The sequence below is a fragment of the Herpetosiphon sp. NSE202 genome (assembly GCF_042688385.1).
Classification (GTDB): Bacteria; Chloroflexota; Chloroflexia; order Chloroflexales; family Herpetosiphonaceae; genus Herpetosiphon.
The window spans coordinates 1-19,825 of sequence record NZ_JBHUPY010000024.1; the positions used below are offsets into that span (position 1 = coordinate 1).

Consider the following 19,825-nt stretch of genomic DNA (forward strand, 5'->3'; position numbering starts at 1 on the left):
ATTGCGGGCGATCTCTACATTGCCGGGGTGGGCTTGGCGCGCGGCTATCATGGCCGGGCAGACTTAACCGCCGACCGGTTTCTGCCCAATCCGTATGGCGTTGCGGGCAGTCGCCTGTATCATACGGGCGATGTGGCGCGCTACACCGCCACTGGCCAGATCGAGTACCTTGGCCGGAGCGATCACCAAGTCAAAATTCGCGGCTTCCGGATTGAGCTTGGCGAGATCGAAGCCCAGCTGAATCGGGTGGCGAATGTGCGCGAAAGCCTGGTGATTGACCAGCTCAATGCGCATGGCGAGAAACAATTGGTTGCCTACATTGTGCCCGAGCAGGCACCACTCAACCCAAGCCAGGTGCGTGCGGCGCTGCAAACGCACCTACCAGCGCATATGCTCCCCAGTTTATGGGTAGAACTCGCAGCCATGCCGTTATCGCCCAATGGCAAGGTTGATCGTCGCCAATTGCCAGCACCGCACCAGACCTTGCAGCGGAGCCAGGCCTTTGTTGCGCCATGCACACCGACTGAAGCAAGCTTGGCTGAGATTTGGACGAATGTCTTGGGGGTTGATCAGGTTGGCATTCACGATAATTTCTTCGAGCTTGGCGGCGATTCAATTTTGGCAATTCAGATGGTTGCCCGGGCAAATCAAGCGGGCATCTATCTCACGCCAAAATTAATTTTCCAACATCAAACAATTGCCGATTTGGCAGTAGTTGCGAGCGAACAAACAACAATTAACGCCGAACAAGGACTTGTGAGCGGCCCGATTGCCCTTACCCCAATTCAGCATTGGTTCTTTGCGCAAAACCAGCCAGAACCACATCACTGGAATTTAAGCATCCTGATTGAAGTTGCAGCAACGATCCGCCATGCGTGGTTGGAACAAGCGATTAATGCTGTGATTGCGCATCACGATGCGTTGCGGATTACCTTTATTGATCAGGGTCAGGGCATCGAACAAATCAACGCTGAGCAGCAGCATGTGCCATTGCAGCTGATTGATTTTGCCAATCTCGCGCCGCATGCACGGAGTGCAGCACTCGAAGAGCAGGCAAACCGCTTGCAAGCAAGCCTCGATCTCAGCAATGGCCCATTGTTCAAGCCAATTTACTTTGATTATGGGGCAGGGCAGGCTGGACGCTTACTGCTCATTGCGCATCACTTAGTCGTCGACGGCTTAGCGTGGCGAATCGTTTTGGAAGATATTCACCATGCCTACCAACAACTCAGCATGGGTCAGAGCATCAGCTTCCCAGCCAAAACAAGCTCGTTTAAGCAGTGGTCGGAGCAATTATACGACTATGCTCGCTCCAAAACGCTAGCGGCTGAAGCTGACTACTGGCTTAATCAGGTACCACCATGGCATCCTCGATTACCTGTGGATGATCAGGCTGGCGAGCAGCATAACACCGCTACAACCAACCAAACACTCAGTGTCGAACTCACAGCAAACGAAACCCAAGCCTTGTTGCAGGATGTTCCTTCCGTATATCAGACCCACATTAACGAGGTGTTGCTCACAGCGCTCGCCGTGTGTTTGACCGAATGGACTGATGAATCGGGAGTGCTGATTGCCCTTGAAGGCCATGGTCGCGAGGAGATCATCCCTGGCATTGATCTCTCGCGGACGGTTGGGTGGTTTACCAGTCTCTATCCGGTGTACCTTGCGCTTGAACCAAAAACAGACCTTGGCACAGCCTTGAAATCAATCAAAGAGCAAATTCGGCAAATTCCTGAACGAGGGATTGGCTATGGCGTTTTACGCTACCTGCATCCTGATCAACAGGTACGGCAACAGCTTGCCGAACTACCTCAAGCCGAAATTGGCTTTAACTATTTTGGCCAACTTGATCAAGCGCTTGAGGCTACGCCATGGTTTGCGCCCGCATATGAATCAGCTGGAGCCTTGCATAGCCCGCATACTAAGCGCCACTTGTTGATTGATATTAATGGCTTAATTATCGATCATCAATTGCGCTTGAATTGGACTTACAACACGCAGAGTTATCACCAAACAACCATCGAACAGCTGGCAGCGAGCTATCTTCAAGCCTTACGCGACGTGATTGCGCATTGTCAATCGGCTGAGGCTGGGGGCTATACGCCCAGTGATTTTCCTGACGCTGAAATAAGTCAAGACGATCTTGATGGTTTTTTTGCACGCTTTGCCTAGGAGTATTTGTGAAACACAAAAATATTGAGACAATCTATAAATTATCGCCGATGCAACATGGGATGCTGTTTCACACGATCCTTGAGCCAACGGCGGGCATTTATTGCCTCCAATTTAGTTGTATTCTCCAAGGTGATTTAAACCTTGCAGCCTTTAAACAAGCATGGCAATTGATGCTTGAACGCCATGCGGTGTTACGCACAGGTTTTTATTGGGAAAACCTCGAAAAGCCGATTCAAGCGGTGCATCATGTTGTTCCAATGCCATGGCATGAACGCGACTGGCGCACAATTCCCTTGGATGAGCAACCACAACAGCTTGAACAGTTGCTGCAAGCGGATCGGCAACAGGGATTTGAATTAACTCAGCCACCCTTAACTCGTTGGTATTTGATTCAACGCGATGCCGATTCGTTTTATTTTGTTTGGTCAATTCATCAAATGGTGATGGATGGTTGGTGCCGCGGGTTGATTCTCGATGAGTTTATGCTTGCCTATCAAGCTTTTTGCCAAGGCCAAACCCCAATTCTCCCACGTCGGCGGCCATATGGTGACTATCTGGCATGGTTGCGCAAACAGGATCTCGCCGCTGCCGAAGCATTTTGGCAGCAACAGCTGCATGGTTTTAACGCCCCAACCCCGTTGCTTCAAGCAAGCGGGGTTGGCAGCAGCGATGCTCAAGCCACTACTTATGCTGAACACTATCTCGAGTTAGAACCACACACGCTGCTCCAACTCCAACAGCTTGCACGCCAGCATCGCCTAACCCTGAATACGCTCGTGCAAGGGGCTTGGGCTATTTTGCTCAGCCGCTACACTCGTGAGGATGATGTGGTATTTGGCACAACCGTTTCTGGTCGGCCCAGCGCCCTTGCTGGCAGCGACACGATGGTTGGCCTGTTTATCAATACCCTGCCCGTGCGCGTAACGCTTGATCCGCAGCAATCATTGATTCAATGGCTCAATGATTTGCAACAACAACAGGTGAACCTGCGCGAATACGAATATTCGCCATTGCTCGATATTCAGCGCTGGAGTGAGATTCCACGGGGGATGGCATTATTCGAGAGTCTGATTGTTTTCGAAAATTACCCGATGCAAGAGAGCATGGGGACTGAACGCAACCAGCTCTCAATTCAAGCAGTGACATCGATTGAACGCACCAACTATCCATTAACGCTATTGGTCGTGCCTGGCCAAACCTTAAGCATTACAGCAATCTATGCAGTTCCGCACTTCGATCAAGCCAGCATCCAACGCATGCTCGGTCATTTACAACAACTGCTGACTGCAATGGTAGAGCAACCTGAGCAACCACTGGCGACCATCGCGTTGCTGAGCCAGCATGAACGACACCAACTGCTAACGACAGCGCCGAACACAGACCGCGAGTATGATCTCAATCAACCATTCTTTCGGCTGTTTGAAGCTCAAGCCAATCACCATCCAGAGCGGATTGCCGTTCGCGATCAAACAACCAGTCTAAGCTATCAAGCCCTTGATCACCAAGCCAATCAAGTAGCCAATTACCTGATTCAGCGTGGGGTTACGCCGCATACCCTGATTGGAATTATGCTTGAGCGTTCCGTGAACATGGTCGTGACGCTGTTAGGGATATTAAAAGCTGGGGCAGCCTATGTGCCACTTGACCCCCATTACCCGAGCGAACGACTCATCTATATGCTTGAGGATGCTGGCTTAAAAACAGTCGTTACGACAGCCCAATTCGCTCAACAGTTAAATACAAGCCTTGAATGGCTGAAACTTGATCAGGATTGGGCTGCAATTGCGCAACAACCGACAACGGCCCCATCCATCCAGCTTGATGCGCACAGCCTTGCCTACACTATCTATACCTCTGGATCAACGGGGAAACCGAAGGGCGTGCAAATTGAACATGGTGCATTAACTAATTTTCTCTTGTCGATGCAAGAGCGCCCTGGCATCCATGCCAGTGACTGCCTCTTATCGGTCACAACCTTGGCCTTCGATATTGCTGGCTTGGAATTGTATTTACCATTGATCAGCGGCGCAGAATTAGTCGTCGTTAGTCAAGCTACTGCCGCCGATCCACAGCAACTCCGTGATGTGCTTGAAACCCAGCCAATTACGCTTATGCAAGCAACACCAGCAACATGGCAGATGTTGATTCAGGCTGGTTGGCAGGGTAACGCGACCTTAAAGCTATTGTGTGGCGGCGAAGCGCTTACCCCTGAGCTTGCCCAGGCGTTACAACCTCGCTGTGCTAGCCTTTGGAATATGTATGGGCCAACCGAAACCACAATTTGGTCAACCGTTTGGAATGTTAGCGCTGGGCCAATTCGCTTGGGTGAACCGATCGCAAATACCCAAATCTATATCCTTGATCAACAACTCCAACCAGTGCCACCAGGAATCGCTGGTGAATTACATATTGCTGGGGCAGGGTTGGCGCGTGGCTATTTGCAACGGCCTGAATTAACTGCCGAAAAATTCATCACCTATCAACTTCAGCCCAACCAGAGCATTCGGCTCTATAAAACTGGTGATCTCGCGCGATTTGATCACAACGGTCAACTTGAACATCTTGGCCGAATCGATCAGCAAGTTAAAATGCGGGGCTTCCGGATTGAGTTAGGCGAAATTGAGTCGTTGCTGCGCCACCACCCAGCAATCAGCGAAGTAGCCGTTGTGCTGGATGCTGCCAATCCCAACGATCAGCGTTTAGTGGCCTATTTCAGTAGCAATGCGGCTGTCAGCAGTGCTGAACTGCGTGAATTATTGACCAAACAGCTCCCACGCTATATGGTGCCATCGCTCTTCATCAACCTCGCGGCGCTACCGCGCACACCCAATGGCAAACTTGATCGCCGCGCCTTACCCGCGCCTGATCAGCATGAGCTTGGCGTTCAAACGGGCTACGTTGCGCCACGGACAGCGCTTGAACAGCAACTCGCCACGATTTGGGCCGACGTGCTGAACCGAGAGACAGTCGGGATCGAGCATAATTTCTTTGAACTGGGCGGTCATTCGTTTAATGCCTTACAAATTCTGTCGCGGATTCAAACAAGCTTTCAGATCCAGGTACCATTACGTCGATTTCTGAGTAACCCAAGCATCGCCCAACTTGCCAACGTGATTGCGATTATTCAACAGACTGGTTCGGATGCGGCGCTTGATACGCTTGATCAGCTTGATTTAGCCCAAGAGGCGCAACTTGAGCCGACGTTGAGCACGGTCGGGGTAACGCCATACCACGAAGCCTTGCCGCAGGCAATTTTGCTCACCGGAGCAACCGGGTTTTTAGGGCCATTCCTGCTCGCAGAATTACTTAAACAGACGAATGCTCAGATCTATTGTTTGGTACGCGCAGCTGATCAAACCCAAGGCTATGCCAAAATTCGCCAGCAACTTGAGCACTATCAACGCTGGGAATCGGCATTCGCATCGCGCATCAATGTTGTCCTTGGCGATCTTGCGCAACCGCAATTAGGGATTGCAGCGCAAGAATGGCAATGGCTTGCAGAAACGATTGACAGTATCTATCACAATGGAGCGTTGGTTAATTTTGCCTACCCGTATGCCGCGCTCAAACCAAGTAATGTCCAAGCAACGCAAGAAATTGTACGCTTGGCCAGCCAAACAAAAATCAAAGCGATCCATTTTAGCTCAACAACTAGCGTTTTTGCCGCAGCAACGCACCCTGACACGGTACGCTATGAAGCGGAACTACCACAAACACCAACCGGATTGAACGGTGGCTATGGTCAAAGTAAGTGGGTGGCTGAGCACTTGTTGCTGCAAGCTCGCGAACGGGGCATTCCCGTCAATAGCTATCGATCAGGCCGAATCGGCTGGGATACACAAACAGGTTTATGGAACAGCAATGACTCGCTTTATCGCTTGATTCAAGGTTGTTTACAACTTGGCAGTGCGCCTCAAGTTGAGCGCTTGGTTGAGATTACGCCAGTTGATTATGTAGCTCAAGCAATGGTCGCGCTCTCGCTCCAGCCAATTGGGCAAGGCCAAGCCTACCACGTTCTTAATCCAAATCGCATCCAATGGAATCAATTGATTCGTTGGATGCAAGAACTAGGCTATCCCATTGACCATGTTGACCACGATCAATGGTTAGCCCAATTACAAGCGCTGGTTCAAGCACAACCCAACCATGCACTGCAACCGCTGTTAGCCTTAGCGCCAGCCGAGGCAGCCGAGGACAACAGCTATGATCAAATGTATGATCAAACCACGAGCCAAGCAGGCTTAGCGCAAACAACAATTCAGCAAGCGATTGTTGATCAAGCGCTCCTTCAGCGGTTCCTTGGGCAGCTGAGCGACCAAGATTCAACAGTTCCCCCAGCGTTGATTAACCAATTTCAACGCACGGTTTAACCTATTGAGGAGTGTGTAATGCAACCAGTCCAAGGCGGACACCAAGGCAGCATGAAAATGTTCAGCATTATCTGGTTCGGTCAACTGCTATCGTTGATCGGTTCAGGGCTCACCAGTTTTGCACTTGGAATTTGGATTTACAAACAAAACGATTCGGTTACCCAGTTAACGCTGATTTCACTGTTTACGACCATCCCTGGCCTCGTAACTGGGCCATTAATTGGGGCGTTGGTTGATCGCTGGGATCGTCGGATCGTGATGATTCTCAGTGATTTAGTCTCAGCACTAAGCATTCTTACCATGGCACTGCTGTATTTCAGCAATCTGCTCGCCTTTTGGCATATTTGTTTTGGTGTGGCAATTAATTCGATTACGGGAGCATTCTTCTGGCCAGCCTATCATGCTAGTACGGCGCTTTTAGTCCCAACCAAACAGCTTGGGCGGGCTGGCGGGATGAACGAAATTGCCTATGCTGCAACCCAATTGATTGCCCCGATTCTTGGTGCAGCATTGCTGAATGGGATCGGCCTTTCAGCGATTTTCATGATTGATGGCATTTCGTTTCTCTTAGCACTGAGCACGTTGTTGTTTGTCCGCATACCAACACTAACAAGTGCAGAAGCAGCCAAACCAAAAGCTTCATTGTGGCGCGAAGCATTGTATGGCTGGACCTATATTCGCGCCCGTAATGGGCTGCTCGCGCTGCTGATCTTTGCCGTGGTTACGCGGTTTGTGATGGGAAGCGTCAATATTTTGGCCACACCCTTGGTCTTAGCCTTTAGTAACGAGCAAACGCTTGGGACAATTATGTCCATTGGCGGCGTTGGGGCGGTGATTGGCAGCATTGCCATGACCAGTTGGGGCGGGCCAAAACGACGGATTTATGGAGTCTTAGGTGGTGAATTAATCGGGGGAATCTGTATTTTGATTGCTGGATTAAAGCCATCTATTCCATTGTTTGGGATTGCGATCTTTATCTATCTGCTACGCTGGCCAATTGGCTTAATCTCGAATCAAGCGATTTGGTTGAGCAAGATCGCGCCTGAAGTGCAAGGACGGGTCTTATCGATTCGCCAATTGATCGGCTTTTCGGCCTTACCCCTATCGTATGTGGTTTCAGGGCCATTGGTTGATAACGTTTTAGAGCCGTTGTTTGCACCTGGTGGCGGCCTTGCGAATAGCGTTGGTCAGCTTATTGGCATCGGCCCAGGTCGTGGCATTGCCTTTCTCTTTGTCTTGATGGGAACGTTGGTTATTGTTGCCAGTATTGTTGGATTTATGAACCCTCGGCTGCGCATGGTTGAGCAAGAATTACCAGATGTACGCGCCAGCAGCATGGCCCAACCAGAAGTGCGAACCCATGAGCATGAACCAGTCATTGAAACATCAGCGATTTAAGTGTTAGTGATAAGGATTGACCATGACCTTCCAAGCTATCATCAAAGGAACATTTATGGCGCTCACAGGCGTTGGTGGATTAACCCTTGGCTCGCTCGGGCTGCTGCAAGGCTGGCATGCAATGCAAGCCAACCGCTTATGGCGCTCGATGAAAACGCAGCCGTCCACCAAGCACTTTGAGCCAGCAATGGTGGAAGACTTGCCAGCCCCAGCCCAACGCTATTTGCTCCATGCGATTCAGCCGAATGCCCGCCTTGCCAGCAGTGTCGAGGTAACCATGCATGGAGCCTATACACATAGTGCCGATATTAAGGCCCCGAAATACCCGTTTCGGGGAAAACGAATCATTCGTGCCGGCAAAGGCTTTGTTTTTAAGGTTGTTGTCCCTGGATCAGGGCTTCAGCGGCTTCATGAAACCGGGTTGGCCTACTATGCCAACCAGAAAGGCTATGAGCGTGCCAAATATCTTAATTTGATTCCGATCTATTTTCGGTTGAGTGATCCCGTCGATATTACGCGCACCTTCTTGGAGCGCTATATCACGGATCTAGTGCTCTTGCCGAGTGCGCTATTACCCCAACCTGGGGTGGAATGGCAGGCCATTGATGATCAGCATGCCAAGGTCAAGATCACGCAAGATGGCCAAGCGATGAGCTTAACCCTCACAATTGGCCCAGCTGGCGAATTACAGGAAGTATGCTTCGACTATTGGAGTGCCAAGGGTGGAGCGAAAACCTATCAAGCAATTCCCTGTGGCATGCAAATTCACCAAGAGCAGCGCTTTGGCGACTATACCATCCCAAGCAGTTTCAATTTTATCTGGTGGTACAATCTGCCTGATCGCGAACCCGGGACAATCTTTGAATTTGAGCTTGACAGTGCTCGCTTTCGTTAATGAGGATCTATGTTTAAGTATGATCTTGATCCAACCAGCGAACTCCGCATTTTAGAACGTCGCCATGCACCAGCATTTCTTGAATTGGTGAGTACCAATCGTCAGTATTTTGGTGAATGGCTTGGCTGGGCGAATACCATGACGACGGTTGCCGACGCAGAAGCATTTATCGCCGCTGGACTCACCCGCTTCGCGGAGGATGGATTGCCGCGCGTCGGAATTTGGCACAATCAGCAGCTGGTTGGGGGTATGCTGTTTTTTCCGCTTGATCGCCGCCTTATGAGTACCGAAATCGGCTACTGGCTCGCTGAATCAGCGGGTGGCCAAGGCTTGATGGTGCGCGCAACCAGAGCATTGCTGGAGTTTGTTTTTGATCAGTTAGGGCTTAACCGGATCGGATTAAATGCGGTGGTCGAAAACAAACGTTCGCGGGTGGTCGCAGACCGGCTTGGGTTCACCCTCGAAGGCGTACGCCGCCAAACCTGGACTGATGGCAAACGTTTCGCAGATATGGCCTGTTATTCGTTATTAGCAAGCGAATGGCGCAGCCAACACCACGAAATTAATGCCTGATGACACCGTTAATGGGTTGCCTTTAAAACCTGTCGAGGATGACTCAGCGGTTGTACTTGCAAGCCCATAATCAGATACCGTAGAATGCACCCGATTGCATGACATTGCTCTCTCATCATCCCTAACCGCCCAAGCGGCTGTAATCGAAAAAACAGAAGAATGACAATTTAATGTAGTTGGAGGATTACCGACCATGGGCTGGAATGACGAAGAAGATACAACGATCTACAAGGTTGTGGTTAACCACGAAGAACAATATTCAATTTGGCCTGCTGATCGTGAAAATCCACTCGGCTGGAACGATGTTGGAAAAAGTGGGCCAAAAGCCGAATGTTTGGAGTATATCAAAGAAGTTTGGACTGATATGCGTCCATTGAGTTTACGCAAACTCATGGAAGAACAAGGTCACTAGGACAATCCAATCAAATGCGACTATCATTCTTTGATAGTCGCATTTGATTTTACAATGCCTGCTCAGGCATGTGATCAAAATGAGCGTGACCGACTAAATAAGTTTCCAACAACCCCGCATAACGGAACGGTATCCAATCCCATGAAACAGTGCTATACGCTCCCCCACGTGATGCCCACAACAGCTCATTGCGCGAATAATCCTTCTAATCGTCCGTTTTCATCTGTTTCATCGTGCTTGAGATATTCCGCTGCCGGATACCAACCACGCCGTCGCCCACCAGTAGTCATAGATCGGGCGAACGTCGACCGCTGTGAAGCCAGCCGCGCGTACCTGTTCCGCCCATGCCGCGATCGGCTGCTCATAGGTCGTGCGGGCCGCCGTCTGGTCGAAGTATCCAAGGAGAACGGGCATCAGAAAGCCCTGGGCAACCAGGCCACCGTCGTCGGTGTACTCAGCCAGTCCGCGCTGGTAGCGGCCCAAAATATCGCGCACCCGCGCTGGGTCGTACATGGCAGCGAATTCCGGCACGTCGAACTCGACGATCACCAGGCGCTGGCCCAAGTCACGGAGCCGATGCAGCAGCTCCGGTCGTTCCTCGGGCGGGATCGAGTGCAAGCTATAGGTGGCCTGAATGATTGTCCAGCCGCCGCTCTCCTGGCGTGCAAACTCCTGTGCGGTGCCAGCGAAGGCCTCACTGGATCGTCCACTGGCATCCAAGCGTGCGCGGAGTTCGGTCAGCAGCGCCGCCGATGGCTCAACCACTCCCAAGCGGTTGATAGTAGGGGTCAGCGCTGGGAGCAGCGCGTGGCCATTGCCGGTGCCAATATCCACCACATCCAGCTGCTCGTACTCGTCATAGGCAGCGCGCAAGGCAGCGCTCGTCGCCACGTACAGCGGAACGTTGCCACCACCGCCGATGAAGGCCGCGAAGGCATCGCCGCTGACGTAAACATTGTGCTTGCCCTGGCTAGCGACCCGATCCAGATAGGTAGCCGCCTCGGTAAACACCCGATCATCCGGAGCACTCATCGCTGCCTGCCTCGCCAACTCGGCAGCACGGGCGAGGTCTTGGTGACCGAACGCCAGCAGCGCGGCATAGAACTGATCCAGCGGCTCAACACCGATTGGTTGATCGGCACGGTAACCATGCTCCCGATATTCGTCCCAAAGCTGCTCAAGACTCATTGATGCATCCTCTAAACCATCCAATAAACCAGTCGCTCGTTGCTGCTGGGTCCAAGCGTGAGGCCACCACCAACCAAGAAAACGCAGCGCTGCATCCATTAAAAATCTCTATCGATCGAAACAAGTGTGAGCTGCTATTGGAGGGCACTCGCGGCAATCCAGAGATTGTTTTCCGAACACTATTTTAGCACGACTCTGGTCGCGTCAGCTCCGCCAGAGTGTCGATTTTTCACGCGGAGCGCAAGCCTAATCATAATGCTGCCCAGCACAACGATGAATGTAGTTGTCTGCTATAATTCTCCCACTAAAATCAGCTTTGAGCGAAAGCCAGCTCCACATGTTGTCTGACGCTGTAGTTAGCGGGAGCATTATGGATATTTTTCAGCTTCGCGATCGGGTGATTGATCAGTATAGTCAATATACCCAAGGCTTCCTCACAATTCTTGATCCGGCGATTCAACAGTTTGTCAGCAACAAACTCCAGAGTGGTTCGCTGTGGCCGGATTCGCTGATTCAACTTTCACCAGCCTACGAACAAGGTGGCTCGGTTGAGCAATTGGTGACGGCGCAGAAACTGCATCCGTTATGTAGACTCATCTTTCAAAAATATAACGCGCAAAAACAATTACGTTCACTGCAACTGTATAGCCATCAAATTACCGCACTCGGCTTGGCACAGGAAAAGAAGCATTATATCGTGACAACTGGCACAGGCTCGGGCAAAAGCCTAACCTATATCCTGCCAATTTTTGACCATGTTCTCAAGCATCAGCCGGAAGCTGGCAAGGTACGGGCAATTATCGTCTACCCTATGAATGCATTGATCAACTCGCAAATGGAGGCCATCAAAGCATTTCTGGCCAATCTTGGCGATGGCGCGTGCCCGCTGCGCGTGGAGAGCTATACTGGCCAAAATAAGGAAGAGGAAAAGCAGGCGATTCAGGCGAACCCACCCCATATTCTGTTAACCAATTATGTTATGCTTGAGCTGATGCTCACCCGCCCCGAGGAAGCGCCATTTGTCGATAAGCACACAGCCGATCTGCAATTTCTGGTGCTCGACGAACTCCATACCTACCGTGGCCGTCAGGGTGGCGATGTGGCCTTGCTTGTTCGGCGCTTGCGCGAACGGAGCGGCAACCCCAACTTAATCTGTATTGGCACGAGTGCCACAATGGCCAGCAGCACTATCGCTGCTGATCGCAAGCAGGCAGTTGCAACGATTGCCAGCAGCGTATTTGGGGTCACGATTCCAACCAGCCAAATTATCGAAGAACAGCTGATTAAATCGGTCAGTTACTTTGGCTCGCCGCCAGCGCACGAAATTCGCCCGCTGCTGCTGCAACCAATTCCCACAACCATGGATTGGAATTCATTCAAAAATAATCCTTTCGCTGCTTGGATCGAACAGACGTTTGGGGTTATTGTTGATAGCACCAAGCCATTGCGCCGCGCCGAACCAAAAACCTTGGCTCAAGGTGCGCAAGCCTTGGCGGAGCTAACTGGCGTTGAATATGCCATTTGTCTGCAACAATTGCAAGCGATGTTGCAGCTTGGGAGCACCATCACCGACCCCCAAAATGCGCGCCCAGCCTTTACCTTTAAACTGCATCAATTCATCTCGCAAGGCGGTACGGTGTACGCCACCTTGGAACATCCCCCAGAGCGCAAACTCACGCTCGAAGGTCAGCACTCAATTGGCGATAGCCAAAATCCCCGCATCCTATTTCCGCTGGTTTTTTGTCGCCATTGTGGTCAGCATTATTATCAATGTTCGTATGATGACTATGGGCAAATACTGCTGCCCCGCCAGCCATTCTCACAGGGCGATGAGAGTAGTACCAGTACCCCAGGCTATGCCTTGCTTGGCGAAGATGCTTGGAGCGAGGATGCAATCGATCTATTACCGGATAGCTGGTTCAACCCCGCGAAACATGGGCGTGGCAGCGTCAAAAAAGACTTTAAGCAGTTTATTCCAAAACGACTCTCAGTGTACACCGATGGAGCGGTTGCGGCGCAAACTGCGCCCAACGCAACCGCTGCGTGGTTTGTACCCAGCCCGTTTATGAGCTGTCTTAATTGTGGAGTTGTCTATACCAAACGCGAGAAAAACGATTTTAGCAAGCTGGCACGCTTGAGCAGCGAAGGTCGCTCTACCGCCACAACGGTGCTTTCCTTGGCAACCGTTGGCGAACTACGCACAGCATTGCCCGACGAACCCTCGGCCCAAAAGATTTTGAGTTTTACCGATAATCGCCAAGATGCCTCGTTGCAAGCTGGCCATTTTAACGACTTTGTGAGCGTGGCTCGACTACGGGCCGCAATTTATGCTGCACTCAGCCAGCAACCAGCGGGCAGCGCGCTCGACTATACCACAATCGCTCAAGCGGTCTTTGCGCAGCTTAATCTTCCGCAAGCAGCCTATGCGCAAGATCCAACAACCTTGCCCAACCGCCTCGCCAAGATTGACGATGCCATGATTCGGTTAATCGAGTATCGTATTTACGAGGATTTACGCCGAGGCTGGCGGATTACGCAGCCAAATTTGGAGCAAGCAGGGTTGCTGCGCATTGATTACGATGGGGTTGCCGAGCTAGCCAATCAAGCAGCATTATGGCAAAATCATGAACTGCTTGCAGCAACAACCCCTGCCGATCGCGAACGGGTTATGCGCATTATGCTGGATTATATGCGCAGTGACTTGGCAATCAATGCGCCTTGTTTGGATGAACAAGAGCAGAAACGCATGCGCACCAGTATCGCGGCGCTGCTCACCGCCAATTGGCAACTCGAAGAACGCGAACTGGCTCTCGCAGGACGATTTATCGTGCCAGCTCCCGATGGCAGCAGCCCAGGTAATGGCAAGAGCTTGAGTGCTGGCTCGGCCCTAGGCCGATTTTTACGGGCTGAGCAAACGTGGCCCGCACTGCATAAAACCCTGACTGAGAAGGAATATTGGCCGCTGATTACCACCTTGGTTGATGCCTTGGTTGGCAATATTTTAACTGATAGTGGCGATGGTCAGCATCGAGTGCTGCAAATTAGCCGTGATGCGCTACTGTGGAAAGTCGGCGATGGCAACCCGCCGCCGCGTGATCCAGTTCGATCGCGTACGCTGAAAGGCATCATACCCGCACCACACCACGCCAACCCATTCTTTCGGGATCTCTATCAACGCATGGCCTTAAATTTTCAAGGGCTGGAAGGCCGCGAGCATACCGGCCAAGTGCCACAAGCCAAACGTCAAGCGCGTGAGCAGGACTTTGGCAAGGGTACATTACCAGTGCTTTTTTGCTCGCCGACAATGGAACTTGGGATCGATATTGGCGATTTGAATGTGGTACATATGCGTAATGTGCCGCCCACACCTGCCAATTATGCGCAACGCTCTGGGCGGGCTGGGCGTTCAGGCCAACCAGCGCTGATCGAAACCTATTGTTCGGTTGGCAGCGGCCATGATCAATATTTCTTTGATCGGCAATCGGCAATGGTGGCAGGCGTGGTTGCGCCACCGCAGATCGATTTAGCCAACGAGGATTTGTTGCGGGCGCATATTCACGCAGTTTGGTTGAGCAAAACAGGCTTGGGCATGCGCCACTCAATGCTCGATTTGATCGATACAAGCCAGGCTGATTATCCACTCTGGCCGGAGGTTCAGGCGCATATTCAGCTTTCGCCCGCCCAACACGCACAATGTGTTGTGGCATGTCAGCAAATTATCAACGAGTGTCAGCTTGATCTGGCGACTGTGCCGGGCTTTGGCGCTGATTATGTCGAGCGCACGCTGGCCGATGCCGCCGCCCATTTCAATGCGGCCTGTGAACGCTGGCGCGAGCTATACCGTGCCGCCGACGAACAAGTGCGCGAGGCCCGACTGAGCATGGATCTGAGCCATCAGCGCTCAGGGCGCGGGCGCGAGGCCGACCAAGCGCGCCGTCGCCACGATGAAGCGCTGCGCCAGAAGGATATTCTCTGCAATCAGTCACGCAGCGAATCGGGCAGCGATGCAGATTTCTATCCCTATCGCTATTTTGCAAGCGAAGGGTTCTTGCCGGGCTATAATTTTCCACGGCTGCCAGTGCGGGCATTTTTGCGCGATCAAGCTGGTGAGGGCGAATATTTGGCTCGGCCACGCTTTTTGGCGCTCAGCGAGTTTGGCCCACGCAACGTCATTTATCACGAGGGCAAACAGTATCGCATTATTCGCTCGGCGCTGCCAGCAGCCAACGCCCAACAGCGCTTTATTCAAGCCAAAGTTTGCCTTGTGTGTGGCTATTTCCACAACGATCCAACAACCCAGCACGATCGTTGTGGCAACTGTGATGCGCGCTTCGATGACGAAACCAGCGAGACGCTTCAGGATCTCTTGCCAATGACAACGGTCACGGCGCAAGCGATTCAACGTATTACCAGTCAAGAAGAGGAACGAGTGCGCTTCGGATTTGAGATCTCGGCCCACTATCAGTTTTCGCCGAATCATAGCGGGCTGCGGCGGGTGGATGCGCAGACAAGCGATGCTACAGCGATCGAACTGAATTATGGCCATGCAGCAACGATGTGGCGGATCAATCACGGCTGGCGACGTTCGCGGAGTAAGGGCTTCAATATTGATTTACGCTCAGGCTTGTGGGCCAAAAATCCAGAAGAGGATAGTCCAAGCGCCGATGATTCCAACGAGATTAAGCGCAATGTGCGGCTTGTTGTCAACGATACGCGCAACATCTTATTGGTGCAGCCAGCTGCTGAGGTTGCCGATAATTCTGAATTGCTGTTCAGCCTCCAAGCTGCGCTGGTGCGGGGGATTCTGGCAATTTTTCAGCTTGAGGAGCAGGAATTAGGCGCGCAAGTGCTGGGCTATAAAGCGAATCGACGGATGTTGCTGTGGGAAGCGTCAGAAGGTGGTGCTGGGGTATTACGCCATCTGGTCGATGATCCACAGGCTTTGGCGCGAATTGCGCGGGCTGCGCTCGAAATTTGCCACTTTGATCCTGAGACTGGCGAGAATCAGGCCGAGCGGGCTGGCGAATGCGTTCGTGGCTGTTATCACTGCTTGCTTTCCTATGCCAATCAGCCAGAACATGCCTATCTCAACCGCTATGCAGTGCGGGATCTGTTACTGCAACTAAGCCATGATCACGTTACAAAAACGAGTCATTCAAGCGAAACAGAGTTCGATGCACTGCTGGCCCAAACTGAATCGGCATTTGTGCGCGAAGTGCTGACATTGCTGCATAGCACTGGACGCAATCTACCTGATGAAGTTGAACCGGAGAAGTTTGGGCTTCGCCCGCATTTGTTCTATGCGGCACGGCCAGGCAGCCCGACAACCTGTGTGCTATGCGCCGAAGTTGGTGAATCGCTGGATGAACTGCGGTTTAACTTAGAAGAAGCTGGATTAAAGGTGATCATCGTGCAGCAGGGCCAGCCATTGGAGCCACAAATTGCAGGCCGCAAGCCTTTTGAGGATTGAGGGTTAAGATCCCCTCACCCCCTAGCCCCCTCTCCCACGTGGCGGGCGAGGGGGAACAACCGAGAATCAGGATTGGGTGAATTCCCTCACCCCCTAGCCCCCTCTCCCACGTGGCGGGCGAGGGGGAACAAACCGAGAATCAGGATCAACAAAACCCAGAATCATGATGCATTGGAAAAACCAAGGCTCCCCTCGCCCGCGTTCAGTGGGAGAGGGGCGGGGGGTGAGGGAACTTTGCAAATCGAGCAGGCTTTTGTAGTAGATGAGGTGATTGGATGGCACAGTTTGGGGTTGGCTCGATTGTTCGCTGTCGGAATCGCGAGTGGGTGGTTCAGCCATCAGCTCATGCGGATATTCTGATGCTGCGGCCACTGGGTGGAATTGACGGCGAAAGCTGTGGCATTTATCTGCCAATTGAGGGCGATAGTGTCAGCCAAGCCCAATTTCCAGCGCCTGATCCAAGCGCAGCTGGCGATTTTGTGGCGGGGCAGTTGTTGCGCAATGCGGCACGGCTGAGTTTGCGCAATGGCGCTGGGCCGTTTCGCTCACTTGGGCGCTTAGCTGCTCGCCCACGGCCCTACCAGCTGGTGCCGCTACTGATGGCGCTGCGGCTCGACCCGGTACGCCTGCTGATCGCCGATGATGTTGGGGTCGGCAAGACGGTTGAGGCCGCGCTGATTGTGCGCGAATTGCTCGATCGCGGTGAGATTCAGCGCTTTACGGTGCTCTGCCCGCCGCATCTGTGCGATCAATGGCGGCGTGAGTTGGAGCAAAAGTTTGGCATCGAGGCAGTCGTGGTACGCTCTAGTACGGCGGCAGCGCTTGAACGCAGCTTGCCCAACAGCGATGAAAGTATTTTTAAATATTATCCGTTTACAATTGCCAGTATTGATTATGTCAAACATGATCGTCATCGAGCTAATTTTCTGCGGGCCTGCCCCGAACTGGTGATTGTCGATGAGGTGCATACTGCGGCTCGCCCAGGCGGACGGGGATCGGGCCAGCAACAACGCTATGAGCTGATTCACGAAATTGCGAGCGAGGCCAAGCGCCATTTGCTCTTGCTTTCGGCCACGCCCCACAGCGGGATTGAGGATGCGTTTGTTTCGCTGCTTGGCTTGTTGCGGCCCGAATTTGAGCATTTCTCAATGACCAGCCTCACGGAAAAACAACGTGATCTGCTGGCGCAACACTTTGTGCAACGTCGCCGCCGCGATGTTGAGCGCTGGATGAACGAAGATACGCCCTTTCCCCGCCGCGAAAATATGGTGCGCGATGGCAAAGTCGAGCGCGATGTTACCTATCGGCTGGCGCAATCGTCGGGCTATCGTTCGTTGTTTAACGATGTGTTTGAGTTTGCGCGCGAATTGGTGCACGAGACGCTGCGCGATGCCAACGCCCCACGGGTTGCGGCCCGAGTTCGGGTTCGTTATTGGGCGGCGCTGGCACTGTTGCGTTGTGTTATGAGTAGCCCAGCAGCAGCAGAAAAAGCCTTATCAACCCGCGCTCGTAACAATGCTGGCCCCGAAAACAGCGATTTGACATTGACATTTGACGATGATTTCTTTCGTAGCTCGATTCACGATCGCAGCACACCAGCCGCCGATGACGATGTTGAGCCAACCCATGTCATCGAGGAAGGCAGTACCGCTAGCGAGGCTGAGCGGCTGCAAAAATTTGCCGAGAAAGCTCGCCAGCTGCGCGGAGCCAATGATCCTAAGTTGCAAAGCATCGTGCCGGTGGTAGCGCGACTGCTCAAGGATAACTTTCAGCCAATTATTTATTGCCGCTATATTGCAACTGCCCGCTATGTGGCCGAGGAGCTAAGCCGCGCACTCAAGCCAGGCAACGATACCCGCATCTTGGCAGTAACTGGCGATCATAGCGAGGAAGAACGCGAAACGCTGATTGCCGAGCTAAGCGCCAGCCCACACCGGATCTTGGTTGCGACCGACTGTCTCAGCGAAGGTATCAACTTGCAAGAAGCCTTTAACGCGGTAATTCACTATGATTTGCCGTGGAATCCCAACCGCTTGGAGCAACGCGAGGGTCGGGTTGATCGTTATGGTCAGCCAAAGGATGTGGTGCGCATGGCGTTGGTGCGCGGCGAGGATAATCCAATCGATGAGGCGGTGATGAAGGTGCTCTTGCGCAAAGCAGTAACGATCCATCGAACCCTCGGTATTAGCGTACCGCTGCCAGTTGATAATGAAACCGTGGTCGATGCGCTGATCGCAAGTTTGTTCAAGCCGCCAGCAACTCAATTGACCATGTTCGAAGCGATTGATCCAGCAACTTTTGCCGCTGCCGAAAAAACCTTGGATGCGGTTGAGCTTGAGTGGGAGCGCGCTGAGAAAGATGAGTACGAAAGTCGCACCCGCTTTGCGCAACGCCGCATCCAGCCCAATGAGGTTGCCCGCGAATTAGAGGAAAGCGATGCGGTGCTGGGCGATGCCGACACCGTGCGATCATTCGTGCGCTCAATCGCCGAGCGGGTTGGTGCGCCGCTGACTGCGCTTGGCAGCCATGCGCCCGATCAATGGCGCGTGCCAGTGCTGCAATTGCCGTTGCCAGTGCGCGAACGGGTTGAGCCGTTACTGCGCAAACAGAGCAGCGAACTACTAGTGACCTTTACGGGTGTACCAGCAGAGGGCGTGGCCCTCGTAGGTCGCCAGCATCCGCTGGCGGTGGCGCTCGCCGATTATGCGCTGGAAACCGCATTAACTCCTGAGGATGGATTGCCGACTCCTGCTGCACGCTGCGGAGTGCTACGCACTCATTCAGTCAACAAACGTACATTCTTGCTTTTGCTGCGGGTGCGCATGCTGATTACGGCGAAACGGGACGAACCGCTGTTGGCCGAAGAGTTGGTTGTGGCTGGGTTTGTCCGCGAGCCAAGCGGTGTGCGTTGGTTGGAGCAATCAGCGGCGCTTGATCTGCTGACGAACGCTCAGCCCGATGCAAATATCAGCATCAGTGACCGTGATCTTCAGCTCGATGCAGCCTTGACCCTTTTGCCAACGCTTGCGCTTGATTTGCAGGAGCTTGCAAAGGCACGCGCCGAGCGTTTGGCCGAGGCCCACTCGCGGGTGCGTTCGGCAACGCGGGTTGCAGGCAAGGCCAAGGTCGAGCCACATTTGCCGCCTGATGTGCTGGGGTTGTATGTGTTGGTGCCGGTGCAGTAAGCGGTGGTGGGCGATGCCCTCACCCCCCAGCCCCCGCTCCCGCCCAGCGGGCGAGGGGGAGCGAACCAAAAACCATGATTTGGGTGGGCGATGCCCTCACCCCCCAGCCCCCTCTCCCGCCCAGCGGGCGAGGGGGAGCCGACCATAAACCATGAT

The 19,825-nt window shown here is 52.8% G+C and carries 9 protein-coding genes; 8 read left to right on the top strand and 1 reads right to left on the bottom strand.

Annotated elements, in window-relative coordinates:
* From ACFMKP_RS22520 to ACFMKP_RS22545, 6 genes are all read left to right on the top strand, one after another.
* Positions 1-2,175 (top strand): condensation domain-containing protein (locus ACFMKP_RS22520; protein WP_382295415.1); only part of this gene is annotated, 2,175 nt, incomplete at its 5' end.
* 8 nt (positions 2,176-2,183) lie between these two features.
* Positions 2,184-6,548: an amino acid adenylation domain-containing protein gene (locus tag ACFMKP_RS22525; protein ID WP_382295418.1), complete on the top strand. Its 4,365-nt coding sequence runs from the start codon at positions 2,184-2,186 to the stop codon at positions 6,546-6,548.
* Positions 6,549-6,566: 18 nt separating this feature from the next.
* Positions 6,567-7,946 carry an MFS transporter gene (locus tag ACFMKP_RS22530; RefSeq protein ID WP_382295419.1) on the top strand — a complete coding sequence of 460 codons (1,380 nt, stop codon included), beginning with the start codon at positions 6,567-6,569 and terminating at the stop codon, positions 7,944-7,946.
* 22 nt (positions 7,947-7,968) lie between these two features.
* Positions 7,969-8,841, top strand: a complete 873-nt coding sequence (locus ACFMKP_RS22535; RefSeq protein ID WP_382295421.1) for a DUF6544 family protein — start codon at positions 7,969-7,971, stop codon at positions 8,839-8,841.
* A gap of 9 nt (positions 8,842-8,850) precedes the next feature.
* The gene (locus tag ACFMKP_RS22540) at positions 8,851-9,414 is read left to right on the top strand and encodes a GNAT family N-acetyltransferase (RefSeq protein ID WP_382295424.1); all 564 of its coding nucleotides are present in this window, start codon (positions 8,851-8,853) and stop codon (positions 9,412-9,414) included.
* Positions 9,415-9,607: 193 nt separating this feature from the next.
* Positions 9,608-9,826 (top strand): MbtH family protein, encoded by a 219-nt coding sequence (locus ACFMKP_RS22545; protein ID WP_382295427.1) that lies wholly within the window; start codon positions 9,608-9,610, stop codon positions 9,824-9,826.
* Between the two features lie 228 nt (positions 9,827-10,054).
* Here ACFMKP_RS22545 and ACFMKP_RS22550 read toward each other — a convergent pair whose 3' ends face one another.
* Entirely contained in the window at positions 10,055-11,014 is a 960-nt protein-coding gene (locus tag ACFMKP_RS22550; protein ID WP_382295428.1) for a class I SAM-dependent methyltransferase, read from the bottom strand.
* 370 nt (positions 11,015-11,384) lie between these two features.
* On the opposite strand from ACFMKP_RS22550, the gene ACFMKP_RS22555 reads away from it, so the two are divergent.
* Positions 11,385-16,484, top strand: a complete 5,100-nt coding sequence (locus ACFMKP_RS22555; RefSeq protein WP_382295431.1) for a DEAD/DEAH box helicase — start codon at positions 11,385-11,387, stop codon at positions 16,482-16,484.
* Positions 16,485-16,759: 275 nt separating this feature from the next.
* Positions 16,760-19,669: a helicase-related protein gene (locus tag ACFMKP_RS22560; protein WP_382295434.1), complete on the top strand. Its 2,910-nt coding sequence runs from the start codon at positions 16,760-16,762 to the stop codon at positions 19,667-19,669.
* The last annotated feature ends 156 nt before the right edge of the window (positions 19,670-19,825 follow it).